The organism is Erythrobacter ramosus (genome assembly GCF_009828055.1).
Taxonomy (GTDB): Bacteria; Pseudomonadota; Alphaproteobacteria; order Sphingomonadales; family Sphingomonadaceae; genus Erythrobacter; species Erythrobacter ramosus.
This window is the reverse complement of the sequence record NZ_WTYB01000003.1, coordinates 590-26,966: the sequence shown is the minus strand read 5'-3', so window position 1 is coordinate 26,966 and position 26,377 is coordinate 590. Positions and strand designations below refer to the sequence as shown.

At 61.4% G+C, this 26,377-nt stretch carries 16 protein-coding genes; 5 read left to right on the top strand and 11 right to left on the bottom strand.

Features of this window, described 5'->3' with window-relative positions:
- The first annotated feature begins 596 nt into the window (after window positions 1-596).
- The gene (locus tag GRI59_RS13010) at window positions 597-1,664 is read left to right on the top strand and encodes a BLUF domain-containing protein (protein ID WP_160761679.1); all 1,068 of its coding nucleotides are present in this window, start codon (window positions 597-599) and stop codon (window positions 1,662-1,664) included.
- Here GRI59_RS13010 and GRI59_RS13005 read toward each other — a convergent pair.
- Window positions 1,661-3,061 carry an NAD(P)-binding protein gene (locus tag GRI59_RS13005; RefSeq protein ID WP_202391018.1) on the bottom strand — a complete coding sequence of 467 codons (1,401 nt, stop codon included), beginning with the start codon at window positions 3,059-3,061 and terminating at the stop codon, window positions 1,661-1,663. The two genes, GRI59_RS13010 and GRI59_RS13005, sit on opposite strands and share 4 nt — an antisense overlap.
- A 103-nt stretch (window positions 3,062-3,164) precedes the next feature.
- Here GRI59_RS13005 and GRI59_RS13000 point away from each other — a divergent pair, with 103 nt between their 5' ends.
- Entirely contained in the window at window positions 3,165-3,752 is a 588-nt protein-coding gene (locus tag GRI59_RS13000) for a TetR/AcrR family transcriptional regulator (protein ID WP_160761678.1), read from the top strand.
- Window positions 3,753-3,982: 230 nt separating this feature from the next.
- Here GRI59_RS13000 and GRI59_RS15955 read toward each other — a convergent pair whose 3' ends face one another.
- Window positions 3,983-4,396, bottom strand: coding sequence for a hypothetical protein (locus GRI59_RS15955; protein ID WP_272917031.1), 414 nt, complete (start codon window positions 4,394-4,396; stop codon window positions 3,983-3,985).
- Window positions 4,397-4,482: 86 nt separating this feature from the next.
- Window positions 4,483-7,803 carry an amidohydrolase family protein gene (locus GRI59_RS12990; protein WP_160761677.1) on the bottom strand — a complete coding sequence of 1,107 codons (3,321 nt, stop codon included), beginning with the start codon at window positions 7,801-7,803 and terminating at the stop codon, window positions 4,483-4,485.
- A gap of 325 nt (window positions 7,804-8,128) precedes the next feature.
- Between GRI59_RS12990 and GRI59_RS12985 the strand changes: the two genes are divergently transcribed.
- Together GRI59_RS12985 and GRI59_RS12980 are read left to right on the top strand one after the other, a co-directional pair.
- Window positions 8,129-10,480 carry a zinc-dependent metalloprotease gene (locus tag GRI59_RS12985; protein ID WP_337190275.1) on the top strand — a complete coding sequence of 784 codons (2,352 nt, stop codon included), beginning with the start codon at window positions 8,129-8,131 and terminating at the stop codon, window positions 10,478-10,480.
- A 29-nt stretch (window positions 10,481-10,509) separates the two neighbouring features.
- Window positions 10,510-11,964: a M20/M25/M40 family metallo-hydrolase gene (locus GRI59_RS12980; RefSeq protein WP_237440844.1), complete on the top strand. Its 1,455-nt coding sequence runs from the start codon at window positions 10,510-10,512 to the stop codon at window positions 11,962-11,964.
- Window positions 11,965-11,987: 23 nt separating this feature from the next.
- On the opposite strand, the gene GRI59_RS12975 is transcribed toward GRI59_RS12980, so the two are convergent.
- Entirely contained in the window at window positions 11,988-13,088 is a 1,101-nt protein-coding gene (locus GRI59_RS12975) for a L,D-transpeptidase family protein (protein WP_237440843.1), read from the bottom strand.
- Between the two features lie 552 nt (window positions 13,089-13,640).
- Window positions 13,641-14,153: a hypothetical protein gene (locus GRI59_RS12970; RefSeq protein WP_160761675.1), complete on the bottom strand. Its 513-nt coding sequence runs from the start codon at window positions 14,151-14,153 to the stop codon at window positions 13,641-13,643.
- An 890-nt stretch (window positions 14,154-15,043) separates the two neighbouring features.
- Between GRI59_RS12970 and GRI59_RS12965 the strand changes: the two genes are divergently transcribed.
- On the top strand, window positions 15,044-15,349 hold the full coding sequence (locus tag GRI59_RS12965; RefSeq protein ID WP_160761674.1) for a helix-turn-helix domain-containing protein: 306 nt from the start codon (window positions 15,044-15,046) through the stop codon (window positions 15,347-15,349).
- A gap of 158 nt (window positions 15,350-15,507) precedes the next feature.
- On the opposite strand, the gene GRI59_RS12960 is transcribed toward GRI59_RS12965, so the two are convergent.
- The 6 genes from GRI59_RS12960 to GRI59_RS12935 form a co-directional block, all read right to left on the bottom strand.
- Window positions 15,508-16,626, bottom strand: coding sequence for a beta-barrel domain-containing protein (locus GRI59_RS12960; RefSeq protein WP_202391017.1), 1,119 nt, complete (start codon window positions 16,624-16,626; stop codon window positions 15,508-15,510).
- Window positions 16,627-16,704: 78 nt separating this feature from the next.
- On the bottom strand, window positions 16,705-18,813 hold the full coding sequence (locus GRI59_RS12955) for an ATP-binding cassette domain-containing protein (protein ID WP_160761672.1): 2,109 nt from the start codon (window positions 18,811-18,813) through the stop codon (window positions 16,705-16,707).
- On the bottom strand, window positions 18,813-20,051 hold the full coding sequence (locus GRI59_RS12950) for a TolC family protein (protein ID WP_160761671.1): 1,239 nt from the start codon (window positions 20,049-20,051) through the stop codon (window positions 18,813-18,815). The genes GRI59_RS12955 and GRI59_RS12950 overlap by 1 nt, the downstream gene beginning before the upstream one ends.
- A 157-nt stretch (window positions 20,052-20,208) precedes the next feature.
- The gene (locus tag GRI59_RS12945) at window positions 20,209-20,421 is read right to left on the bottom strand and encodes a hypothetical protein (protein ID WP_160761670.1); all 213 of its coding nucleotides are present in this window, start codon (window positions 20,419-20,421) and stop codon (window positions 20,209-20,211) included.
- 210 nt (window positions 20,422-20,631) lie between these two features.
- Complete coding sequence (locus tag GRI59_RS12940) at window positions 20,632-24,810, bottom strand: beta strand repeat-containing protein (protein WP_160761669.1); 4,179 nt, start codon at window positions 24,808-24,810, stop codon at window positions 20,632-20,634.
- 44 nt (window positions 24,811-24,854) lie between these two features.
- A partial coding sequence (locus GRI59_RS12935; protein ID WP_202391016.1) for a VCBS domain-containing protein occupies window positions 24,855-26,377 on the bottom strand: 1,523 nt, incomplete at its 5' end.

The following is a 26,377-nucleotide window of genomic DNA, read 5'->3' as shown; positions in this document are numbered from 1 at the left end:
GTTGTCTCCTGGCCGAGGAATGTTCCGCTCCGGCACCGTAACGCTGCCAGGCAGCGATGCGCGGAACGGCTTCGACGCGGCCCTGACTGACAGGTCGGCGACTATTCACCATCACTTATGTTGTGCTCCCAGTGTGGGTGCGACTCAGGCCTGCGCGCGGCCAATCGAGCAGGATCGCGGGCAATGTCGGCCCGATGAAGCCCGTGCCAGAGCGGGACCGTGGTTAAATCTGCCGGCGCAATAGCCCGGAAAGCCGCGATTGTTGCGGTATCGGGCAAACCGGTACCGGATATATCACTTGACGAAACTACCGCGTCTCCGGATGATCCCGGTACGACGAAACGGTGTGCCAACAGGCCGCCCGCACCTTTCAGCACGCGATGTGCGGGCGCGGCATGATCGAACGGGCACGCCGAAGTCGCCCGGCCTCATTGGGCTAAGCGGCAATCCAGGGCGGAACGACCGGTGCGCTAGATGCCGGACCACTTCCCAGGGAAAGAAATGAGGCGGCGGAGGGATCGCGCCGGGCCTGTGCGGAGTTCGTTCTCTGCGGCGCTCGACTGACCCTTCCGTAAAGGTGCAGTGGGGATGGGTGAATGGCCAGGACGGACAACCTTCAAGTCGCGCAAGACAATTGGATCGGGTGCCTGACGTATCAGAGCACCGCGACCAAAATTCCGGACGCAACCGAGCTGCAATCGCTCGCCCGGCAAGCCCGCGCGCGCAATCGCAGCGTCGGCGTTACGGGAATGCTGTTGTTCGAAGAAGGTCGGTTTCTCCAGACCCTCGAAGGCCCGCCCGAAGGGTTGGAAGCAATCTGGTCCTCGGTTGCCCGCGACCAGCGCCACAGCGAAATCGAAGTGCTGAGCAAGCACATGGCCCCCGCCCGGTTGTTTACCGGCTGGGACATGTTCCTCAGCAGCAATGTCAGCCGCATTCCCGATCCCGTCGGCGGCCAATTCGACCTTCCGCCCGCCGTGGCCGAGCATGTCCGCAAGGCTGTGCAGATGTCGCTTGATGGCGACGATATCGGCCTCAACGCGCTGATGGCAGCGCTCGCCGAACAGGGTTGGACGAGCGATGCGGTGCTCAGCCTGCTGATCGAGCCTGCCGCCCGCGCGCTGGGCGATGCCTGGCTCGCCGATGATTGCACCGAGCTTGATCTGACGATCGCGATCAGCATGTTGCAGATGGCAGGCCACGCGGTGCGGTATGAAACAGCCCCGCAAGGTATCCGCAGCAGCCGTTACAGCATCCTGCTGGCCACCGCGCCGGGGGAGCCGCATATGCTTGGCACGGCGCTGCTGGCCGACCAGTTCACCGATGCAGGCTGGCAGGTGGAGATGGCTTTCCCCGATACCGAGGAAGCCCTGCTCAACCAGCTCGGCGCGCAAAAGCCCGATGCGGTCGATATCGGCCTGTCCGATGCGCTGTTCCGCCAGCAGTCGCTGGATCGCCTTCGCAGCGCGGTCGAACACAGCCGCTTGGTTCCGGCCAACCACCCGACGGTGGTGTCGGTGGGCGGCCGCCTGTTTGCGGAGGCCGCCGCGACCGCAGCGTCGGTCGGCGCGGATCATGCGCGCATGACGGTTGCGGGCGCCAGCATCCGCATGGCTGAACTGGTTCGCAAGAGCCGGCGTGAAAACAGCCGCCGAGGCCGTTAAGAAGCGCTGGCCAACCGCATCAGGTTCTGCACCGCCAGCGGGCCCATTTGCCGCATCTGCTGAAGCACCGCCACCCGCGCACTATCGCTGCGGTCGACACTGGCGGCGATCTTGCCGAAACCGTCGAGCCGGCTCTGGCGGATCCACGTCCCCAGCCGCTCATCCCCGAACCATGCGCCCTGATTCATCAGGTTGACGATGTTGGTGGTGCAATAGCTGGTCAGATCATGCGGGAACGGCACCGTGCGGCACAGCCCGTTCTTGGCGGCATCATCGGGATAATGCGCCTCGACAAAGGCGATCAGCGCTGCCGAGAAACACGGCTGCGGCACCCGCACGAGTTGCGGCACGATCCGGTCGCCCTGAAAGATCGGCACCGGCGCCCGCACTTCGACTGCCGAGGCGGTGCAATCGATGTAAAGCGCATCCGCCACTGCCGGTTCGCTGCCTTCGTCCAGTTCAATCGCTGCGGCGGTGATCGCCTTCACGCGGCCCTTGCGCACGACATTGGTGACGCGGCGCAATTGCTCGACCTCGCCCGCCGAGATCGTCGCGTAGTGGAACATGGTGGGCGTGACGTCAGGATCGATCCGTAGCATCATGCCAACTGCTTCAAGCCGCGCGAACACGTCGTCCGGCGAGGTGCCTTCGGCAAAGGCCTGCATCTGCGCCAGCTGCCCGCCGAACACCGCGTCGAAAAACTCCACACCGGGCTGCGTGCAGGTGCGGTTGATTAGCCAGCTTTCGCGCGGCTTGACCCACTGGATCGCGTCCGGCGGCGTGCCCATCGCGAGCAGCCAGCCCACCGCATCCATCGCGGTCTTGCCAGCACCCAGCACAACGAAACGCGACGGCCGCTCAGACTTGAGCCACAGGCGCAGCAGCTCACCGGGGGGCACAAGTTGCACGCCCTCTCCCACGACAAAGCGCGGGGTGTGGTTAGCCGGAATGGTCGGGCTGTTGTAGGTCGCATCCACCGTCTTGCGGCGCACCGTCACCTGCGTTTCCCCGCCCGACATCAGCGACACGACGCGGCCGTCCTCGCGATATTCGCTCATCGGCAGATAGGTGACCTGCCCCGATGGCAGCAGCCGCTGGCGCATGACCTTGTCGTAATAGCCGCTCACCTCCGCGCCTGACGCCAGTTCGTACAGCCCCGCATTGGCGCCATGGGTGTCCTTGCGGTTCTCGCCGAGGGGCAGCGAATTGACGCCGTAGAACGCCGAGGGCTGGTGCAGCGCGACAAAGCCATAGGCATCGTTCCAGTGACCGCCGGGCTTTGCCTGCCGGTCGACGATGGTGACGTGCGCGTCAGTCTCGGCAATGATCGTATCGGCAAAGGCCATGCCGACTGCGCCGCCGCCGATGATCAGGTAGTCGGTTTCGATGGTGGTCATGCCTATGCCCCTGCTCGCAATCTATTTACACTGTAAATTTACAGCGTAAGATTGAGGAGTCAAGCGCCCTTGGCTATACTCGGCACCGATCCGGAGAACCCCCTTGTCCCGCGCGCTCACCGATGATGACCTCGCCCGCTTTCAGGCACAGCTGTGCGATGTGGCCGAGGTGATGTTTGCCGAGCGCGGGGCAGAGCAGGTCTCGATCCGGCAGATCGCCGCCGCGCTTGGGGTCAGCCCGATGACGCCCTATCGCTACTTCGCCAGCCGGGACGATATCCTCGCTGCCGTACGCATTCGCGGCTTTGAACGCTTCGCCGGTCAGTTGGAGGCCGCCTATACCGCAACCCCCGGCGATGCCGCTGCCAAGGCCGCAGCGGCCGGGCGCGCCTATCTCGATTTCGCGCTGAGCAATGCCAACACCTATCGCCTGATGTTCGAACAGCATCAACAGGAGGACGGGAGCGACAGCGCGCTTGGCCGCGCCGTCGCGCGGGCGCGGGCGACGCTGTCGGTCTATGGCGACGGGTTGATCGGGAGCGGAATGGCGGAAGCCGAAGCGCGGGCGCTGGAACTGCTGATCTGGTCGACCCTGCACGGCGCCGTCACCTTGGAACTGGCAGGCACGACCCCGCCCGGCTCAGCCCGGCAAACGCTGGCATTGCTCGGCAGGCTCGGGATGCGCGCCTGACGAGGGCGTCAGGTGTCCGGCTCGCCCGTTCCGGCGCCGCCGCCCAGCGACACGAACAGCGTCGCACCGTTTTGCAGCCATGCGCGCCGGGTCGCGAGCAATTGCTGCTCGGCGCTGAACAGGTTGCCGAGGCTGGTGGAGGTCAGACCGGCATTGCTGGTCAGCGAGATCGAAGGGAAGAACGCCGCACGCGCCGCCCCGATATTTGCCCGCGCGCCGCGCAGCTGTTCTTAGGCGGCAATAATATCGGGGCGGGCCAGCAGCAGTTCGGACGGGAGCCCCGCCGCAAGTCGCCGCTCATCCGCTTGCGCCGCGAGCGAGAGGCCTTGCGGCAAGGTTTCGGGCAAGGTCCCGCCGACCGGCACGGCGAGCTGATTGCGCAATTGGCCAGCGCCAGCCGCTCGCTGGCGATTTGCTGTTCGGTCTGGGTCAGCAGGGTCTCCGCCTGCCGGTAAGGGTGCGCAGAGGTCAAGCGTTTCGCGGTCAATCACCTCAGCCGTCAGCGGCAGGGCAGTGACCGGAAGGTTGGTGCGCGCGGCGGTAACGATGATTGGCTCTGCGGCCTGAGCTGACGCGGCGAAAGGAAGGCTGGCCGCAGACAGCAGCAGTGCGAGGCGCATCGGTGAATCGCTCCTGATAATCATTCGCAACCCTATTGCGGATGATTATCAATAAGGCAATTTCTTTCTGCCCTCGCTCTGCGCTGTCTGTTGACTAGCCGTGCTTTCCCTTAGCCTGCGTCTCCGTCTGCATGGCCGCGGCCTTCCTGCGTTGCCGCTTCCGATCCGCCTGCGCCGTTGCCACCATTGGCTTCCCACCAATAGGGCTGGCGCGTCGCGGTGCCGGTGCCGACCTCGTTCAAGGTCTTGGCGTCATACAGCCGCCCGCCGAGCATCACCTGTTCGATATTGTCGGAATTGGCGATGTCCGCGCTGGGATCGTCGGTCAGGATCACGAGGTCAGCCAGCTTACCCACCTCGATGCTGCCGATGTCCTTGGCCATGCCGAGCGACTGCGCCGAGGTGATCGTGCCCGCCTTCAGCGCTTCGACCGGGGTCATCCCGCCGCGCACGAAGCTCCACAGCTCCCAATGCGCGCCGATGCCGGCCTGCTGGCCATGCGCGCCAATGCTGACCTTGACGCCGCGCTGCGCCAGCTTGCGCGCCTCGCGGGCGTTGTCGTCATCGACGAAGGCCCAATCGGGCGCCTTGGTGCGGCGACCGGTCTCGGCCAGCAGCATTTTGGGCGGCGTGTGCACCATCAGCGGGTTTTCCCAGACGTTGGTCGCCTGCCGCCAATAGGGATCGCCCGCCAACCCGCCATAGGTCACCACCAGCGTGGGAGTGTAATTGCTGTTCGACTGGCCGAAGAATTGCAGCACGTCTTCGTAGAACACATCGACCGGGACATTGTGCTCGATGGTCGAATTGCCGTCCGCGACGAGGTTCATGTCCATCCCGAACAGCGATCCGCCCTCGGCCACGACCAGCATATTCTCGGCAGCCGCAGCGCGGGCGACCATCTGGCGCTGCTCGCGCCGGGGCTGGTTGTAGTTCTTGACCGAGATCCCGCCCTGCGCCTTGATCCGGCGCACATGGGCGAGCGCATCATCATAGGTGTCGATCCGCGCGTACACATCCGGCGCCTTGGCCCCGTAGATGATCTCCCCGGTCGAGAAGATGCGCGGGCCAAGCGTCAGCCCCGCACGCTGGCGTTCGGCGGCGGCAAACACGGTGCTCGCCTGGCTTGAAGGGTTGTGGACCGTGGTCACCCCCAACGCCAGATCCTGGAGTAGCGACCAGTTCTGCTGCGGGATCAGATCGCCGACCCCGTAGCCGCCGTGGGCGTGGGCATCGACAAGGCCGGGCATGATGGTCTTGCCGCTGGCGTCGACAAAGCGCGTGCCATCCGGGAAGGCCATCTTCACGACCGTCGCATCATAGACGCCGGTGATCCGGTCGCCGGTGATGACAAGCATCCCGTTTGCGATCACGCCCGCATCCTCTGCGCCAAGGCCCGCGCGCATCGTCAACACCCGCGCGCCGGTGATCACCGTGGTGCCGGTGGGCTTGGCCGCCTGCACCGTCACGCCCAGCGGAATGCCCACGGTGGGCGGCGTATAGGGCTTAGTCTTGTCCGCGTCCGCCTTGGGCGCAGCGGGGAAGAATTCGGCCACCTTGGCGCTCTGCAAGCTCGGCCCGATCGACCAGAACAGCGTCTCGCCGCCGCCCGACCAGCCGAGGTAATCCGCGCCTCCGGTGCTGACCTTGGTGACGGGGATCGACCCGCCGGTCTCGCTCACATCCACGGGCTTGCCTCCGGGGATCAGAGGCATAGCGAACACTTCATAGTTCTGACGGAAAGCGATGGTGCGGCCATCGGGCGCAATACGCAGGTCATTGGTGAGATCGCCCTTGGCGTGGACGCGCTTGGCCTCCCCGTTGAGGTCGGTCGAGACCAACGCCAGCCCGCCATCTTCGCGCGCAAGCATGAACAGGCGGTCGGAGGCGGCGCCCCATTGCGGGTTCCCCCCGTCGCGCGTGACCAGCCGCGCCTCACCGCCGCTGACCGGCATCACATAGATCCCGGCATTCTCCGAATAGTCCGGCGCCGTCAGGTATCCACCTTCGCGCTTTTCAAAGGCGATCATGGAGCCGTCGGGCGAGAAGGCGAGATTGCCGAAATGCCCCGGCCCGGTCAGCACGCGGCGGTTCTGCCCGCTGGCATCGGCGATGATGATCTCGCCCAAACTCGCATCGTTCCAGCGCACATAGGCAAGGCTTGCCCCATCGCGGCTGAAGGCAGGGAAGGCTTCGAGCGCGTCGGCGGTGTCACCCGTAAGCGGCGCTGGCGCGTCCCTGCCCTTGGCCGATTTGCTGTGCAGCCGTCCGAGGCTTTCGAACACCACCCGGCTGCCATCGGGCGACAGCGTGGCAAAGCGCGGCATCGTGGTGACGAAGGTGTCGGGCGAGACGGCAATCTGCGGGTGCGGCGCATCGGCCACCCCGCGCGTGTCGTTGACCGTGAAGGGGATCACCGCATGGCCCGATCCGTCGCGGCCGACCCGGTTGAGCTTCCCGCCGGCCCAGAACACGATCCCCGAACTATCGGGCAGCCAGTCGATATTGGGATAGACACCGGTGACAGCCCAGGTCTCCTGCACATCGAGATCAAGCTTGCCGTAGATCATCCGCTCCCGCCCGCTGGCGAGGTCTTTCACCCACAGCTGACTCTGATCCTTGTCGCGCCGGACGAAGGCGAGTTCCTTGCCATCGGGCGAAGGCGCCGGCCGCACCGCGCCGCCATAGCCGCCAACCGCGGTGCTGACTTCGCCGGTCGCCAGATCATGGCGCTCGATCGCGAAGATGCCCGCGTTAGAATCCTGCGCATATTCGAAGGTGTTTCCGGGCGTGGTGTTGCGGGTGTAATAGATCGCGCTGCCATCAGGCGCGAATACGGGCTCTCCCAATTCCTTCTGGAGCCGCTCATTGGCGCGCTCCACCACCTGCACCCCGCCGCCGCCGCTGACATGATAAAGCCAGATCTCGCCCGTCCCGGCGCTGCGTTCCGTGGTGAAATGCTTCTTGGCGGCAATGAAGCGCCCGTCCGGCGACCAGGTCGGCTGGTTCAATAGGCGGAAATCTTCCTTGGTCACCTGCCGCTTGTCAGACCCATCGGCGTTCATCACCCAGATATTGTCACCGCCGCCGCGATCCGAGGTGAAGGCGATGCGGCTGCCATCGGGCGAGAAGCGCGGTTGCACATCCCATGCAAGACCGTCTGCAATCCGCTTGGGCGTGCCGCCGGTGATCGGCATGGTGTAGATGTCGCCGAGCAGCGTGAAGGCGATCGTCTGCCCATCGGGCGACACGTTGACATCCATCCACGTGCCTTCGTCGGTCTTGATCGGAACCTGCTTGATGGTGGCACCCTTGGGCGCTTCGACGCTCCAGCTTTCGTCAGCTTTGGCGGCTTTGCCCTTGGTCTGAGCGGCAAGCGGTGTGGCAATGCAGGCGGCCCCGGCAAGCAGGGCGGCGGCGAAATGGCGCATGGAAATGTCTCCTCTGTTGCGGCGGGAGACTAGCGGCGAGAAAGGATATTGCTAGGGGGCGGAATGCCGTTGGTCGATTAGCGCGAGCCTCCGCTGGAACGGCCCCGTCAGTATTCATGCTTGAGCTTTGGCGGTTCTTGCCCGAACACCCACTCTGGCAAACCGGCCTGGGACCACAGGCCGCAACAGGGGATGACTAACAATGACGCGACGCGTGCGCCTTGGGGCGCTTCTGCTGGCTTGGTCCCTACCGCTTACAACGCTGAGCGCGCAGGTTGGCCCGCAGGAGGTTGCGGCACCCGCAGGTGAGACCGGTTTGGTGCCAGTGCGCACCGAAGCTGCCAAGGGCCGCATCCTCGTCACCCTGCCCGCGCCTGCGCAAGATGGCGTATCGCTGCGCCTGCTCTACAGCACCGCGCTCAAGACCGGATTGGGCTCGGCGCCGCTGGGGCTGGATCGCGGGCGGATTGGCAATACCCAGCTCCTCGCCTTCCGCCGGATCGGTGGCAAGATTGCCGTGCAGTTCGAAAACCCGCGCTTCCGCGCCAGTGCGGGCGATGCAGCGCAGCAGAGCGCGGTTGCCAGCGATTTCGGGATCTCAACCGTCTGGCTGACCGACATTGCCGAGACGCTGCCAGATGGCCGCTTGGTGATCGACATAGCCCCGTTCCTCGCGCTCGACACGCTGGGTATTGCCGCCTCGCTCAATCAGGAGTCGGACGTGTTGGGCGTTGGTCCGGCCACCGCGATTGCCGGGCAAGGCTTCCGGCTGGACGACAAGCTGAGCTTGGCCGATCCGGCGACGGTACGGCTGTTTCCCGACAATCTCGAGGTAGACGCGATCCAGACCTTCGTCTCCGACAAGCCGGGGGCCGAGATCGAGAACATCGTGCCTGAACCTCGGAAGGTAACGCTCACCGTCCACCACAGTTTCGTCCGCCTGCCCGAACCCGGCTTCGTGCCGCGCCCGTTCGATCCGCGGCTGGGCGGCTTTGCGACGCAGGCGGTGGACTTCTCCGCGCCTCTGGGCGCGCCGGTGGTGTCTGATCTGGCCAACCGCTTCCGACTGGAAAAGCTTGACCCCACTGCGCCCCGTTCGCGCGTGAAAAAGCCGATTATCTTCTATCTCGATCGCAACACGCCTGAACCGATCCGCTCAGCGCTGCTGGAAGGGATTGGCTGGTGGTCCGATGCGTTTGATCAGGCGGGCTTTATCGATGCCTTCCGGGTCGAGATGCTGCCCGAAGGGGCCGATCCGCTCGATGCGCGCTACAACATGGTCAACTGGGTCGACCGGGCGACGCGCGGCTGGGCTTATGGCCAGCAGATCGTCGATCCGCGCACCGGGGAGATCGTGAAGGGCATGGTGGTGCTCGGCTCCTTGCGGGCGCGGCAGGACATCCAGATCTTTCAGGCGCTGGTCGGTGCTGCAGAACTGAACAGCGGCGGGCCGAACGATCCGGTGAAGGTCGCACTCGACCGGCTGGCCCAACTCGGCGCACACGAGGTCGGCCATACGCTCGGCTTTGCGCATAACTTTGCCGCCAGCACGCAAGACCGCGCCTCGGTAATGGACTACCCGCCGCCGCGCATAGGCCTTGCCGACGGTAAGCCCGACCTGTCCGACGCTTATGCCAAGGGTATCGGCATCTGGGACGTGGCAACGGTGCGCTGGCTCTATGCTGACACAGACGAGCGCGAGACGGCAGAAGCGGCGGCGCGCTACCGCTTTGTTCAGGACGATAACGCCCGCGCGGCCGATACTTCCCAAGTGTGGGGCGGCTTGTGGGACGACGGCGTGGACCCGACCGCGGAGCTCAACCGGCTGATGGCGGTGCGCGCGGCAGCGCTCTCTCGCTTCGGGCTCGATGCCCTCAGCCCCGGCGAGCCGGTTGCGAACCTTCGTCGCCGGTTCGTACCCCTCTGGTTGCTGCATCGTTACCAACTGGTTGCGGCCGCCAAGGCGATTGGCGGGGTCGAATTTGCTTATGCCGTAAAGGGTGACGGGCGTGAGGCGGCAGCCCCGGTTGCCCCAGCGCAGCAGCGCGCGGCATTGGAAGCGGCGCTGGCAACGCTCCGGCCCGAGGCGCTGCGCGTCTCGCCCGCGCTGGTGCCGCTGCTCTCGGCCGCGCAGAATGGCAATACCGACCGCCAGTACGAGACCGAGATCTTCGCCACCGCAGGCGGCCCGGTGTTCGACCCGCTGGTCGCCGCCGACGCCGCCGCCCAACTGACCGCGCAGACGCTACTCGCCCCGCGCAGGCTGGCGCGGCTGGTTGTCCAAAGCCAGGGCGATGCTTCGGCTCTCGGCGTGGGCGAGATGCTCGACCGGCTGACGGCAACCGTGCTGGCCTCGACCGGCGACGATCTTGGCCGCCGTATCGCTTATCGCACGCTGGCGACCATGGCCCAGGTCGCGCGCCGTCCGGATGCCACCCCCGAAGTTGCCGCCGCGATCGACCAGAAGCTCACCGATGTCGGCGCGGCGCTGGCCAAGCGCAAGGCGAGCGGGGCCGAGCGAGCCTGGGCGCTGAGCCTGTCACGGCGCTTGCTCGATCCCGCGCAGCGCGATCAGCTGGCGGCCAGCCTGCCGCGCATGGTGACGGTGCCGCCGGGCGACCCGATTGGCGAGGATGACTGGATGGACCTGTCCAGCCTGCTCGCGCCAGTTGAATGAGCGCGGCCACAAGAGACAACATTGAGGGGATGATGATGACCAAGGCAATCACCGCGCGGAGCTTCGGACTGCGCGCCGCCACCGCGCTGGCACTGGCCGCTGGCGTGCTCGCATCGGGCGGCACCGCCCACGCGGCCGAGCGCGCACCGCTGACCGCGGATCAGCAGCAGGCGTTCGACATCTACCGCGACATCATCGCCATCCGCACGGCACGCGGGCAGGCCAAAACCCCCGAGATGGTCGCCTATCTGGTCACGCGGCTGAAGCAGGCCGGGTTCACCGATGTCGACATCATGGTCAGCGACTACGACAGCAATGGCGAACGCGTGCAGGGCCTCATCGTCCGTTTTGCCCCCGCCAAGCCCGATGGGCGCAAACCGATTGTGCTGCTCGGCCACATGGACGTGGTCGACGCGCTGGCGGAAGACTGGGAGCTCCCGCCCTTCACCGTGACCGAGAAAGACGGCTTCTTCTTCGGGCGCGGCACGACCGATAACAAGTACGGCATCGCCAACCTCACCCAGACCTTCATCCGCCTGAAGCGCGAAGGCTGGGCGCCCAAGCGCGATCTCTATCTGGTGTTTTCAGGCGACGAGGAGACCGGGATGATCTCGACCCGGGCGCAAGCCGACTATGTCGCCAAGACCATCGACCCGGCCTATGTGCTCAATTCCGATGCGGGCGGCATCACGCTCGCGCCCGACAACAAGCCCTTGGCAATGGCAGTGCAGGCGGCGGAAAAGACCTTCGCGACCTTTGAACTCACCGTGACCAACCCCGGCGGCCATTCCTCGCGTCCGCGCAAAGACAATGCGATCTACGAATTGTCCGACGCTATACAGAAGATCGCCGCCTATCGCTTCCCGGTGCAGGCGACTCCGCTCACCCGCTCCTTCCTCGGCGCGCTGGGACAGATCACGCCCGGCGAAGTGGGGACTGCGATGCGGGCCTTTGCCGCTAATCCTGCCGACGAAGCGGCGATTGCTGTGCTGCGCGCCACCCCGGAAACCGTTGGCACGCTCGGCACCACCTGCGTGGCGACCATGCTCAAGGCCGGCCATGCCGAAAATGCCCTGCCGCAATCGGCGACTGCGACGGTCAATTGCCGGATCTTTCCGGGCGTCGGAGCCGCCGCGACCGAGGCTGCGCTCAAGCAAGTGATCGCCAATGACAAGGTGCAGTTCAAGCTTGTCACCGACGTCACCGAAAGCCCGGAATCCGCCGTTCCGGACGAAGTGATGGCGGCGCTGCGCAAGACCATCGACGCGCGCTATCCCGGCCTGCCGATCCAACCCTATATGGAATCGGGCGGCACCGATGGAATGCACTACCGCGCCCGCGGCTATGCCACCGTCGCGATCTCGGGCGCTGCCAGTCGGCCGCAGGACATGTTCGCGCACGGGCTTAACGAGCGGCTGTCGGTCGATGCATTCTATGGCGGGCTCGACCACTGGTACCGCCTGCTCAAAGACCTTGCCGGCTGACGTCCCGCAACCGCCGTAATGCTCTACTTCTGGAGCACGACCTTGGTGCTGCCGCTGACCATTTGTGCAAGCCGCGCGGCATCCCAGTTCGTCAGCCTGATGCAACCGTGGCTCTGCGCGCGGCCAATCGTCTCTGGTGCGGGCGTACCGTGGATGCCGTAATGCTCCCTGGACAGATCAATCCAGACAACACCAACCGGGCCATTGGGCCCTGGGGGAAGTTGCTGTTTCTCGTCGCTGTCGGGAACATCCCAGAACAGCTTGGGATCAAACGCGAACGGCGGGTTGTAAGCCACGCCTTTCACCTCCCAATTGCCCAGCGGTAGCGGATCGTTCTGTGATCCGGTCGTGACCGTGAACATGGCCACGAGCCGGTCCTGCTTGTCGAAGGCCTTCAACCAGCCTTCGGATTCGTCAACGAGGATGCGTGCAACATCCGGCTGGCCGGTTCCCACCCCGAGAGAGCGCAGGGTTTCCAGCCATTCCTTGTTGTCCACCAGCGACGCATCGATCCAGTCGGCCCCGACATTAGGCACGCGCAGCTTCTGTCCCGGCGCAAAGCGAGGCTCCTGACCGCCCGGATTGAGCTGGGCCAACACTTCAGGGGTCGTGTGGAACCGCTCCGCAAGTTTTTCGACGAGGTTTTCATATCCCAGATGGGACAATTCCGCCTGTTGCGCGGCGCCGGCCGGCATTGTCGTGAACGGGATGTCACCCCAAGCCTTCGGGATCGTGACGACCCGGGTTGCAGCAATGTTGTCCCATTGGGCGAGCGACAGCCGTGTCGCGTCGTCAAGCGTTCCCGTCACGGGCAGATCGCGGGCTTCCTGAAAACCCTTGAGCGCATTCACCAACGACACGCCTTGCTTGCCGTCGATGGCGCCCGGTCCGAAACCAAGCCTCTCCAGCACAACCTGCGCCTGCATGACGGGGCGCAATTCGGTATCGGGATCGTCGCTCTGAACCACTTCGCCTTTACCTGGATCACGCGATGCCATGGAGTCGGCGCCGTTGCTATCCGCAGTAACAGTGGAGGAAGTCTGATCGGGCTGTGCACCCTCGCCAGCCCCATTTGGGCCGCAAGCGCCGAGCATTCCGAACGAGCACAGGATGGCGGCAGTCATTAATGTCAGACGCAAGAAACTTCCTTCGATTATCAGCTGCGCTCTCGGCGCAAGGATACCGCTTCAGAACTTGCGCACACCGCTCCATCAGACAGACGGTAGGCATGGGAAATCCGCGGCAATCCGCCCTATCGCACGAGACGTGAGGCCAGATCCTATCCTGCTTTTGGTATTCTCGTCAGAGGACGCAGATGGCGGATGACGCACGGCACCAGGCCGTTGGTTTGTAGTGTGGCAATGACGCGGTCAGGCGGCATGGGATGTGCCGCAAGTGTGCGGCGCAGGCGTTGTGGATCGCACTGCCGATTGCCACCGCGCACCCGTACATCCCGCATTCGCCGATCCGCTTGGCCGCTTAGCTCACATCAAGAGCCAACGAATAATTCGGGCGAAGCGTTGGCGTAGCGGAAAGGGCTCGCAGGCTTCCCGGGTCTGAGCATGACCTCGACCCAACCTATCGACCGCTTTCCACTAGCCTATGCATTTCCCGCTAAAGAGCCGGTGGCATGATCGCAATTGCTGCGCGCATGACCTCCATCCGGTACGCACTCGCTAGGAACGGATACCCAAAGCGGTCCTAAGCGACTGATGAGTGATTACGGAGACGCGGCCAACCCGATCGACATATTTGTGGGCGTCATCGTAAATCAATTCACCTTCCCACCACACGAACTCGGCCTCGTCGTTCGAGAGGATAGTGCGGGTCCGCCGAGACAATCCGGCCCAGGCACCGCGGAGGTCATTGGGCTCCTTGGCATCAGGAGCTGCCGCCAAGATGTCTGCCATGCGGAACCTCGGCGTCTCATTCTGCGCAATCGTTCGCAGGATCGCGAGGCTTTTGTCGTGAATAGGATGGGCAATCAACCTGCGACACATCGCGACGGTCAAGTCTGCCGGCCCCTCCAAAAACTCAGAGATAGCTTCGGCCGGCTCAGACCGAACCCCGAACGCGCTTGAGACACCTTGTTCAAGCGCCCCAAAAAACAGCTGCTGCAATTCCTCACGAGCGACGAGGCTAAGCGCCTCTATGTCCGCTATCGTGAGCGTCAATGTTGCCTTGTTCATGTTTTGTTACAACCACTTACATTTTTGCGACCCGCCCCTCAGAAGTGAGTTAATTTGACTAACACACCTAAGGGATCTGATAGTGTATAACAATTTAGTACAACCTGGATTGAAATGATCTCATTCACATCCTTTGTGTTCGTATGTAACTATAAATCATTATTGTCTAAGTCCCTAGACAGCCCTTGTCTTCATGATGCTATCACGCAAAGCAAGACGACTGCCGTTCGACCAATCTATACTAGCGGAAAAATATCTAGCATCAAGAGCTTAGTTTTCTGACTGATCGAATAAGCACCGGCACACGCTACTTCGCGGCGCTCGAAACGCTGTAGGATGCTGGCCATTCCTCACCGGCGCAACGAATGGCCCAACGACCACAGCGAAATGCGGAGTGGAGGTAAAACGGCGAAGAAGCAGCCTGACTGATCCTAGACGGCCCTACGTATATTGACGTAGTCGTTGCCGCTCATCGCAGGCTTTTGAATCGGGCATATGCTTGAAACTGACATCGAGGGGCGGTGTCCACCACCAGATCATCAAGGTTAGAAGCACTATCGCTCAACGGCTCCGGAACAGTGAACAAGATCGCACGCGTCGGCTCGGCTAATGCTTGCGCAAACTGAACGGCCTCCGCTTGCCCAATCCTGCCAAAAACGGAGCACAGCTGCACAGGCCGAGCGCGTCGCTCATAACCGATGCTTCTTCTGATCGGGAACCGCCCTCTCAGCGAAATGCTCTGCCTTCCTATGGTCAGGCTGACACCTGCCCACACAACAAAACTCATGTACCGATCTGATTACATTCAATGATGTTCTTATTGCTTGTAACCCACTAGAGCTGTTTCGAGCGGGATCGGGAAGCATCTCACCCATAGAGTGGGGAAAAGCATGAAGGCCGAGCGATCAATTGATCAGTTCAAGCGTCGAACGACGCTGCGCCAAATTGAAATCGTTTCGATGGTCCGGCGGACAGGCTCAATCACAGCGGCTGCGATGGCATTGAACACCTCGATCGCGAATGTATCCCGGACGTGCCGACGGTTTGAAGAGAACTCACCATCCCCCGTGTTCCAAAAGACCCGGAAGGGAGTGGTTTTTACGGAATGGGGCATGTCTCTTATGCAAGAGATCAAGGTGCTCGAGGACGCGCTCATAGCATTTAGCGAGAATTCAGATTCGCTGTCCGACCGTTAACTGCGCACAAGGCTAGGCACTCGTCCCGCTTGGCCAAGGATCCGTGGTTGAGATCATTTGGCGCAACATGGCTCAAGGGCACCAATGGGCCGCTGGCAAACTCCCAGCGAGCCATTTTCCCGACGGTGGGCGCCACTAAACCCCACGGGTCGCAATGATCACTTTTCTTGCAAGGACTCGGAGAAGGTCTTGGTGATGGGCTTCGTGAGATAATCGAACACGGTATTCTTACCGGTCTTGATCTCAGCTACGATTGTCATACCGGGTTGAATGACAATCCTCTCTCCAGCTTCTTTTGGACGCATTCCCGATACGTCGACCTCAAGGCTGACCCGGTAATAAACTTCCTGCTTACCGTCCGCCCCCTCTGCCGTGAGGGTATCCGGGCTAATGTAGGTGACCTTCCCCGAGGCTGGGCCATAAGTGCTATAATCATATGCATCAAATTTGATCGACGCAGCTTGACCTGCCTTGACAAAGGCGATGTCGCGCGGTGGCACTTTTGCCTCTACGACAAGCATTTCCCCGGTCGGAACAATCTGCAGAACTTCATCACCTGCACGCAAAACTCCCCCTACAGTGGTGAGCCGAACGTTTTTCACGATACCGTCAGTCGGAGCAACAAGCTCGGTAACTTTAAGAGCATCATTGCGTTGCGCGAGAACCTGCTGAGCTGTGACGAGTTCTTCTTCGGTTCGCGCTAGTTCTGTTTGTAATTCCTGGATGTATCGTTGCCTGATGGATGACATCTGTCCTTCAACATCGACAATGGAACGCTCCATCCGAATGACTTCAACGCGTGCAACGTCACCGGTCCTAAGCAGCGGAAGGTTCAAATCCAACTCCTGCTTGAGCAGTGCCTTCATTTCCGCCAAGCTTGAAAGCTCCGCCGCGAGTGCCTCACGCCGGCGCTGATAAAGCTGCGTCTGGTTGCGAACGAAGTCCGTGTACGCAAGGGCTTCGGCCGGAAAGACCAGCGCTTTGTCGAACAACTCTGCGTCGATGCGCGTCCGCTGGCTGAGCAAGGCGGCGACCTTTCCCTGAGCTTCATCGACCGCAGCCTTTTCCCGCACCTTGCTCAAGACGACGAGAACCTGACCCCTACGGACCTGATCACCCTCACGCACGTTGATGCGCGCAATCTCGCCGCCGTTGACGCTCTGGACGATCTGAACCCGCCCAATAGGGATAACGGTACCCGGAGCCCGCGTAATCTGATCGAGTTCCGCCCACCGTGCCCAAGTGATCGAGGCTATGATCAGTAGCCCGATGGTCAATACGATAATGTGAGACAGGCGGAATCTTTGTAACATAATATCTCTGGACTAATTAAAGTTAAATTATCGTCATGAACACTATGAAGTTGCGCGAGACAGCGGGTGGACGGTGCTCGAAGCCACGTTTGCCGCATTCGCCTGTAGCCTGCGCAGCACCTCGTCTCGCGGGCCATCCGCGACTATCTTCCCACGAGCCATTACGATGACCCGCTGGAAATGATTGAGAAGCTGCAACTTGTGCGTGACCACGACGAGTGTCCGGTCACTAGACAATTCGCGGCCAATAAGGTCCATGAACTGCGCTTCGGAATTAGCATCAAGGTTCGAAGTCGGCTCGTCCAGGATCCACATGTGAGGGTTTATCAGCATCAATCGCGTCAGGCCGACGAGGGTCCGCTGACCTCCTGAGAGGCCGCGACCGCCTTCTTGGATGGGAAGATCGAGACCCATCGGGTGCGCCGAAATCGTTTGATCGAGCCCCGTTTTGCTGGCGGCAGATAAAATGGCTTCATCGTCAGTGGACCCGATACCCATCAGCAGATTGTCGCGCAGCGTCCCGTTCACCAGACGGTAGTCTTGTGGAAGATAGCCGATGTGCTTCCGAAGCACATCATCAGCGATCTGCGCCATATCGAGGCCGCCCAACTTCAGGGCCCCTGATTGTGGCGAATACAGACCAGACAGAACCCTGAGCAGGGTCGTCTTTCCTGACCCAATGCCACCCACGATCGCGATCCGTTGGCCATCCTTAATGACCAGCCCCGGAACTTCGAGAGATTCGCGAGCGCCGGGGTAGCCGAACCGTACGCCATCAGCGATCAGCGGACCCTTCAGAACATCGGGACGCAACGAATTGTCGCCAGAACTACGCTCGATCGGCAGCTTCAGGATCGAGTCGAGTGCTGCCAGAGATGACTTGGCATAGCCCCACTGAACAATGAGGTTTGGAAGCTGCGCAATCAACGGACCATTCACCCTGCCGCCGATGATCGAACACGCAAGCAAAGCGCCCGACGTAATATGACCTTCGCCAACCTGGATCGCGCCTACCGCAATGATTGCGATATAGGATACCTGCTGAAGAATAGAAAACACCGACTGTGCGACCGCTGAGGTACGCTTCACCGGGTCCTCATAGTGATGGACGTCCCTGACCAGTCGGTTCCATCTGGCCAGCATGAACCACCCGCCGCGTGACGCCTTGATCGTTTCGACAGCATCGAGGGACTCGACCAAAAGGCCGTTCTTGCGGTTCCCACTGACCTGAGCCCGATCGGTCCCGTTACGGATCAGTCGCGCCAAGATCAGCGCGAATATAAGAGCAATCGGCAGGGAAATGATCGGCACAAAGGCCACAGGCCCGCCGACCCAATATATGAACCCGATAAAGAACAGCGCGAAAGGCAAGTCGGCAATCAAGAACAGCGAACCGGACGACATGGTGCTGCGCACCTGCTCGAGACCGCGTAACTGCGCGGCCAAAGTGCCAACGCCAGGCGGGCGTGTATCCATCCGCAGCGCCTGCGACCGAGCAAAGAAGTACTCAGACACCTCAAAATCGATATCAGCGGCCTCACGCTCGATCATGAGGGAGCGCACTGTACGAAGCACAAAATCGAAGCTGAGCGCTACAAGCGTCCCCAGCGTCAACACAAACAATGTCGAATAGCTGGCTAGCGGGATAACCCGGTCAAAGACCTGCATCGAGAAGAGTGACGTAGCAAGCGCAATGATATTGGCAAAAATCGTGGCAATTGCTGCCGACACAAGCACCTGCTTGCGGCGCATAATAGCCTGCCAGAATATCGACCGTGCCGTCTGTACCTTTCCGCCCTGAAGCGGATCAGGAAGGTTCATATCAAAGAAGACGAGGTCATCATCGAAGTCCTTCAGACCCCCTCCGTTCCGCAACCGGAACTGATGCTCGTTTTCCCACTGATCGACGACCGCCCAGCCCTCATTCTTATCGTAGACAATTAGCGGCAGCTGGTCGGGCCTGGGACGCGACTGCTGAAGGACGGGTATCGCCCAACCCATCTTTTTGCAGACGCGGGCAATGTCAGCGACGTCGCCGGCCAACTCTGACTCATCGATCTCATCTGTCCAGCTGGGAGGAAGCGACTTACCCTGAGCCTGAGCCAGGAAGTCGATTGCGGAGCAGATGTTATATGTTGCACTGACAGTCATCAGTTGTCTTCCATAGCAATCGGTGTCGGCCGCCAAATGCAGCTGCGCAACATGAGGCGCGAATAAGCGGCTAGTGTGCCAATCTCAGCATCGGCTTCGGAGAGCTTTGCTGTCATGCTTTCACGCACGGCATTCATCACATCGAGCCATCCGCGGCGCCCGGTTATGAACTGGCGCTTGTAGGACTCTGTGACCAATTCGGATGAGCGCGAGACTCTCTCGCTAGCCAGAGCGCGGTTCAATCCCGAAATGTATGTCAGATAATCTGTCCGCATCAGCTCGCGGATCTCGCGCTCGTTGGTCGCCAATTCGAATTCGGCCGAGACAATCTGAGCCTCAACGGACTGGACCGCAGAGAACTGCGACAGGCCGTTGCCGGTCTGCACGCGGACCGCAACGCCGGCGCGTGTCCCGGTAATCTCATTGGTGCTCGCTTGGGCCAACAACTGCGGGAAGAGCCGCGCCTTCGCAACGCGCCGCTCGGCGTCGACCTCCGCCCGCAACGACTGGAGCGCCTTGAGCCGCGGACTGCACTCCAACGTCATGGCGACGAGCTCATCTTCCGTCGGTGTGAGCAGGTTCGGATTAAACTCCGGCACCGATCCCAATTCAATCTCAGCGTAGCCAACCAGTTCCTGCAATCGGCTAAAGCTGGTCGACCGCAGGCCTGCGACCGACGCCAGATCCTGTTCGATCTGCGCAGTTCGTGACTGCGCCAGGTCGAGGTCTGAACCGGGCGACACTTCCTGCTCAACGCGGCGCTCCATTGTGCGCAGCAGTTCCTGATGCTGACCAAGCGCATCTTTCAAGATCAGCTCCCGGCGCGTCGCCAGTGAGAGATCGTAATAGGCCCCGACCGTCCGCAACGCGATCTCTTGCTGGGTATCGACAACCGCATAGGTGCTCGACTCCAAGGCTGCTTCAGCCCGGTCAATCGTACCGTTGATCCGGCCAAAGGTGTAAAGCGGCTGCTCCAGAATGAGATTGGCGCCCACCCCGTTCTGAGTGCCGACATTGTTCCCACCGCCGAGCGCCAGGCCTTCGACAGCCAGGCTCGGATAGACTTGCCACTTCGCACCGCGCAGGTCAGCGAGACTTGATCGCCGATCAGCAATGGACCGCATGATCAAAGGGTGCTGTCGGGCCGCGATTTCGACGACTTGCCCGAGCGCGAGCGGGATGCCGACCGGCAATGCTTCAGGCTCTGGCACCTCGGCCGGCACCAATTCGGCGGGCACGGGCGGACCATAGACTCCTTCAGACTGCGCGAATGCCGCTCCGGCAAAGATCAACGATCCGCACAGGCCTACAATTACGGGCGTGACCCGCAATCTCATATCCCGCACCCATAGACGGCAAGACATGTCTTCATCAGAATATACCCTTTGCCGAATTTCAATTCGGTTCCGCGTCTGCGGGCTGCGCCTTGGCGGCTTCTTCCGCACGATCGAGGAGAACCTGCAGGCCCTGGGCCACTGCTGCAACGCGCGCCACCGGGATGAGCAGCTCCGGACCGGATACATCGGCGCCCTTGGCGTTGCGATAGAGAGTCTCAATCCGCATCATGCCGTTAACGATCGTTGCAGTGCCCAAACCTTCAATCAACATCGGTATTCCTTCAAGATTTTTTACAGTGCCCTCAGGGCAGGTGAACGGCCTCAGACAATCGTCAATCTTTGATCGCTGATACTGAGGTTTGTCATTGCTCTCTAGACCTCACTTTCCGTGATCGCAACGCATCTCGCCTTGAGGCACGAAAAAAGCGACGGCCCGTTAGGGGGCCGTCGCTCAATTTTCAGAACGATATGATCGTTCGGCTTAGATGAAGTTGTCAGCCGTCAAGGTGATCTGACCTTCGAGGCGGATCACAGTGTCGGTTCCGTCAACGAAGTCTTCGCTGTTGGAGTTGTCCTGCACCACGTAGGTCGCATCGATGTCGCCATCGCCGTCTTCGTCGTACCAGAAGTAACGGACGCCGCCTGCAACGAAGTTGCCGTCGATGGTGTTACCACGGGCCGCCTGATCCAGGTAATCCTGGAAGATGGCAGTCGGTTCGAGCACCTGGTCACGGCCGAGGAAGGTCGACGCAGCAGCGAAGTCGAGGACGTCACGGCCAGCCGGACCAGCGGAGTTCGACGCATCGAAGTCCTTGATCGACCAGAAGTCGTTACCGCCATCGACAATCCCGACAAAGACGACATCGTTGCCAGCACCAGTCGTGATCGTGCCACGCGAAGTACCGAGGTCACCGGTGGTGACTTCATCGTTACCCGAGCCACCGAGGAAGGTGATCGGCGCAGTGCCGGCCGAAGCGTTTCCACCCGGGATCGTCATCTGCGTGAAGTCAACGTCACTGCCGCCAGCACCGGTACGGACCGTGATGGCCACCGTGTTCGCACCGGCATCCCAGGTGAACTTGCCGCCCAGAGCCGAGGCATCGACCGAGGAAACGATCGTGCTGTTGGTGTCGAGCGTGAGACCGTTGGCACCAGTCAGTACCAGCGTCGTCAGATCGCCACCAAACAGGTTGAGAGTGTCGACCGCAGCAGTGTTACCGGCAGTGTTGATGTTGACAGTTTCAGCATTGTTGACAGTCACCAAACCATGATTGCCAACGAGAGCAAGCACGAGGTTGAGGACATCGGCACCGGTGTCGGTGACGGTGTTCACAGTGTGAGTACCATTAACCGCGTTCAGGGTCAGAGTGGAACCCGAGACGAAGTTGTTAAGCGTCACCGAGTCGTCGGTGCCCTGAGTGGTGACATTCACATTGGCCGACGGCACTCCAGCGTTGGTGTCGTCGCCGAAGACGAAGTCACTCGTCGTCAGCTGCGGACGGTTGCCCGGCGCAAGTGAGCGGACCGTAACGGTCGATCCGACCACAGCGATCACCTCCCAAGTCTTGGTGAGACCTGAGGCGGTGTACTGCGCATTGAACTGCGCGGCGAGCTGAGCCGGGGTCGATCCGTCGACGAACGTGATCGTGACACCGTCAAACGTCAAGGTGTCCTCACCGCTGGCCACACCATCGAGCGCAAACGTCTGCACCTCTTGGACACCGGTAACCCCAGTGGCACCCGTGCGGGTCTCCTGGACCGCGAACACATCACCACCATTGAGGCCGGACAAAGTGATCAATGGACGATTACCGTCCGCAGGGACAGCTTCGAGGAACGGGAAGGGGTTAAATTGCGCTGCACCAATCGCTGTGAACCGCACATTATTGCCGACACGCTCGGCTGTCCAAACATCGTCAAAGTCAAGACCTGGTTGAGAGGCTGCATTTGCTGCTGCAACGATGGCATCCGCAAGAGCGCCACCGTTCTGCGTAAGTGCGCCTCCGGTATTGTTTAGGTACGTGAAGGTGCGCGGAGCAAGCCCGCCAGCGCCGTCCGGATCCCACGAGATCGTGATCGACTGACCGTTGAGGAGAGAAACGTCGGTAAGCACGAGGGTCTGCTGCTCAGAGACGGCAGTCACAGGGGTCACGCCCTCGACGAGCGTCACAACCGGAATACCCTGTTCGAGCGACGGAGTCCCGACCGAAGTTGCATTCGTGAAGGTGATAGAGCCCGTAAGGTCCGTAATCTCGCCAGAGACAAGGTCCGTCAACGTCAGGGTGCTACCACTTTGAACAATCGAGAAGACACCCGGCAGGTCGGCGAGGATCTGAGCCCGAACAGCAGTAGCGATAGCGGTTGCGCTGGTCTTGTCGGCAAAGACAATGTCGGTGACAGCATCAAGACGACCTGTGAAGACGACCTTGTCGCCAATACCAGTGACCGACGATGCCGAAGGCCCCGTGAACACGACGCTGGTTACTTCGGCAACCGAGCCATTTCCGACGTTCGAAATTACGTCCGAACCGGTCGTGGCATTGAAGCCGAGGTTGGCGAGGTTGATCGTATCATGCTTGGCGACCGTCTGGGCGAGCAGCTCCAGCACTTCGAAGTTGCTCACAGCCTGCGCCGTAGCGGAGAAGGTGTTAGCGTTGTTCGATTCCATGCGGAACGTGTCGCGGTTGGCGCCACCGTCAAACGAACCCGTGTCACCATTGTTGGCGATGTTGACAAAAGCGTTCGCGTTGAAGGTGACCACGTCGTTGCCACCACCGAAGCTGTTGGAACGATCCGTGCCATTGAAAGCAACGGTGTCGTTACCATTGCTGGCAGCGCCCGCGAAGCGGGTGTTGCTAGCAAGCGGCGAGCCAATGGTCACACCGCCGGTGTTGGTCGAGGTAATCACGGTGCCCGTGGCGTCACCCGACTGGGTCACCACGTCGAGTGCTACAGAACCCGTGCCGGTGATGTTGACGGCGATGACATCGCCAGCCGTAAGATCATCGAGAATGAGGTTGCCACCGGTGGCGTTCAGGGTGACGGTGCGGTCGCTGCCGCCCGCCGAAATGTCGTCGAACACCAACGTACCGCCGGTCGAATTCACCGTGACATTGTTGCCAGCAGTGATGTCGTCGAGCCCGTCCACGCTGCCATCGCCGTTTACCGTGAGGCGGCCGGAACCTTGCAGGATGACATCGAGATCATTGACGTCAATGTTGCTGAGGGTCACCGCCACGGCAGCGGCGTTGGTGAGCGTCACATCGCGATCAACCGAACCGCCGTCGAGGTCACGAACCGTCACGCTTGTGATTGCCGTACCGGTGAGGGTCGCGTCATCGTCGAAGTCGCTCAGAACAACCGTGGTGAGTTCTTGGACAAGGTTGTCAACAATCGTGACATCGTCGCCGCCATCAACGCTAATGGAAGTCCAAGCATTGGCCGCACCGGTGGTGCCGACATTGGTATCGCCGTTGCCGAGTTGTTCGATGGTCAACAAACCGCCGCCGCCGATTACGTTAACGTCGCCGTTACCTGCTTGGGTAATGTCCGAATTGGTGGTGGTGGCAAGCGTGAAAGTCTGATCGAAGTTGCTATCGAGGTTGAACTCGGTGTTCACGAGACCGGTCCAAGCGCGGGTGTCGATCGTACCGTTGAACAGACCGCGCTGCGAGGTGTACTCAAGCGCTTCGACGTTGGTGACGGTCACGTTGGTAAAGTTGGGCGCGAACGTGAACGGAGCCGCGCTGTCGAGGACGATGAACAGGTCTCGCTGAAGCCCGCCATTGATGTTGTCGAAGGTGTTGATCGTTCCAACGGTCGCGACGATGGTGTCCTGACCATTGGTGTTGGTGCTGCCTTCGCTACCGATGAGATCCAGCTGCGAACCGGTGCCGATGCGATCAAGCGCGGTGGTCAGCGAGAAGGTCTGCCCGACATTGTTGGCGTCGAGGATCAGCGCCGAGGTCGAAGCGACAGTGGTCGCCCCCTTCAGGATAGCGACGCGGTAACCTTCGATACCTTCCACATTGTTGTCGGCGTTGAGCGCGACGGTAAAGGTCGCCGTCGCCGAATTGCCCACAAACGTGATGGGGGTGTTGGCAGCCGTGAAGTCCAGGCCAGAAACTGCGGCCGGCAGAGTGCCGTTCGCGGTGTCGCCCTGAACAGTGAACTGAAGGGTCTCATTGGCAATTGACGTATCAGTGCGGGTCACGGTGAAGGTCACCGTGTCACCTTCGGTGCCGGTCACACCGGGCTGCGGCGTAACAGCGACGCTGTACACGCCCGGACCGGCGGTCAGCGCGGTTGCGGTGCCCGTGATCGTCTGGGTGCCGAGGGTCGGGACGCCGTTGACAAACGACAGCGAGCGGGTGTCGCCGTTGTCGAATACCAGCGTGTTAGCGACATTCCCCACCGGGATCACGATCGTGATACCATCAACGGCACTGGTCAGGCGCACGTTCGACCCGGAGATTGACACCTGGAAGTCGGAAGCCCGACCGTTCAGGCGAATGGAGTCACCGCCCGTGTTGAAGCCGCTGCGGAAAGTGACGGTCGAACCGTCAAGAATGGTGACCGACTGAGCGCCCGACGTCCCGAAAATCTCGGTAACGCCCCCGACAGTGATCGTATCACCCGTACCAAGAGTAACCCGTGCCATAATTCAATTTCCTTCTTGAAAAGACAAACTTGTTTTTAATTCAATCAACCAAACTGGAAGTAGTCCCCGGCCCCGAGGGTGGCCGCAAGGGCCGCCTCCGCAGTTGCTTCGCTGAAAATGGCCGGACCATTTTCGTCTAGCACATCGTTCAGAATAATCACGCTCGCCTGGTTCGTGTCCGGATCGAAGTAGTCAATGCGCAGGTCCTTGGCATCGTTCGGATCGGTGCCAAAGCTGACTTCGATAGCAGGCCCGTTCAGGAACCGGATGATATCATCAGCCCTGAAGTTGTTGATGATGATCGAGCTTTCCGGTCCGGCGAGGTCTTCGGTGAAGGTCACCTTCGCACCTGCTGCGTTGACCGTGCTTGAACCAGCGATCGCCACAGCTAGCGGCGAAGCCGAACCCCGGAAGTAGTCGCCAGCCGCCCCGAAGGCCTGAGCAAGAGCGGCTTCAGCATCTGCCTCGGTCACGATCGGAGTGTTGATGCCATTCAGCACACCGACGAGAGTGATGAGATTGGTGGTGCTCCCGTCATCATCTAGACGGCTTATCACAAGATCGCCGTTCCCGTCGTTCTGGAAGGTGTAGTCACTAGGATCCAACCCACCGAACCGGATGAAGTCGTTGGCGCCGAAGGCGATGATGTTGACTTCGGTAAACCCGCCCGAAGTTTCGTCGAACCGGAAGTTGGTGTCCGTCACGTCACCGGCCTGAATTCCGGCATTGACCACAACTGCAGCATTGGTCGCACCGAGGCCGTCGATCGACAGGACATCGATTTCGTTCGCCACGGAAATGGTGACCGCCCGAGTAGCCGACAGAGCCGGGGTCCCGTTATCGGTAGCCGTCACTGTGATCGAGTAGCTCGTCTTACGCTCGAAGTTCGCCGGTGCGTTCAACCGCACTTCACCCGTGGCTGCATTGATATTGAATGCAGCCGCATCAACACCGCTGATGCTGTAGGAGAGCACGTCACCAGCGTCGACATCGGTTGCGTTCGCGTCATACACCACCGTCGTGTTGGGGGCGTTTTCAGACACCAACCCAGTCGTCGGCGACGTGATCACCGGCGCATCGTTCGTGCCGGTCACCGTGATCGTCAGCGTCGTCGGGACAACCCCGCCATTGCCATCGCTCACAGTGATGTTGGCCGTAACCGCCTGCGTCGCGCCAGAGCGAAGCGTCTGATACGCCGCGTTCGACGGATCAAAGCTGTAGGTGCCGTTCGGGTTCAACGTCAGGCCCGCCACCGGCGCATTCAGCGTGTAGGTCAGGACATCGGTCGTATCGACATCGCTGTCGTTGGTACGCATCGAGCCGGTCACCACCGCGCCATCTTCGGTCGCAGCCGCCACATCGGCCACCGCCACCGGCACATCATTGGTGCCGGTCACCGTGATCGTCAGCGTCGTCGGGACAACCCCGCCGTTGCCATCGCTCACAGTGATGTTGGCCGTAACCACCTGGGTCTGACCAGCCGCCAGCTGCTGATACGCCGCGTTCGACGGATCAAAGCTGTAGGTGCCGTTCGGGTTCAACGTCAGGCCCGCCACCGGCGCATTCA

Coding starts and splice junctions, on each gene's coding strand:
- GRI59_RS12990 (WP_160761677.1), bottom strand. CDS start 7,803: ATGCGCCATTTCGCCGCCGCCCTGCTTGCCGGGGCCGCCTGCATTGCC.
- GRI59_RS13010 (WP_160761679.1), top strand. CDS start 597: ATGGCCAGGACGGACAACCTTCAAGTCGCGCAAGACAATTGGATCGGG.
- GRI59_RS13005 (WP_202391018.1), bottom strand. CDS start 3,061: ATGACCACCATCGAAACCGACTACCTGATCATCGGCGGCGGCGCAGTC.
- GRI59_RS12955 (WP_160761672.1), bottom strand. CDS start 18,813: ATGACTGTCAGTGCAACATATAACATCTGCTCCGCAATCGACTTCCTG.
- GRI59_RS12970 (WP_160761675.1), bottom strand. CDS start 14,153: ATGAACAAGGCAACATTGACGCTCACGATAGCGGACATAGAGGCGCTT.
- GRI59_RS12965 (WP_160761674.1), top strand. CDS start 15,044: ATGAAGGCCGAGCGATCAATTGATCAGTTCAAGCGTCGAACGACGCTG.
- GRI59_RS15955 (WP_272917031.1), bottom strand. CDS start 4,396: ATGATTATCAGGAGCGATTCACCGATGCGCCTCGCACTGCTGCTGTCT.
- GRI59_RS12945 (WP_160761670.1), bottom strand. CDS start 20,421: ATGTTGATTGAAGGTTTGGGCACTGCAACGATCGTTAACGGCATGATG.
- GRI59_RS12980 (WP_237440844.1), top strand. CDS start 10,510: ATGATGATGACCAAGGCAATCACCGCGCGGAGCTTCGGACTGCGCGCC.
- GRI59_RS12975 (WP_237440843.1), bottom strand. CDS start 13,088: ATGACTGCCGCCATCCTGTGCTCGTTCGGAATGCTCGGCGCTTGCGGC.
- GRI59_RS12940 (WP_160761669.1), bottom strand. CDS start 24,810: ATGGCACGGGTTACTCTTGGTACGGGTGATACGATCACTGTCGGGGGC.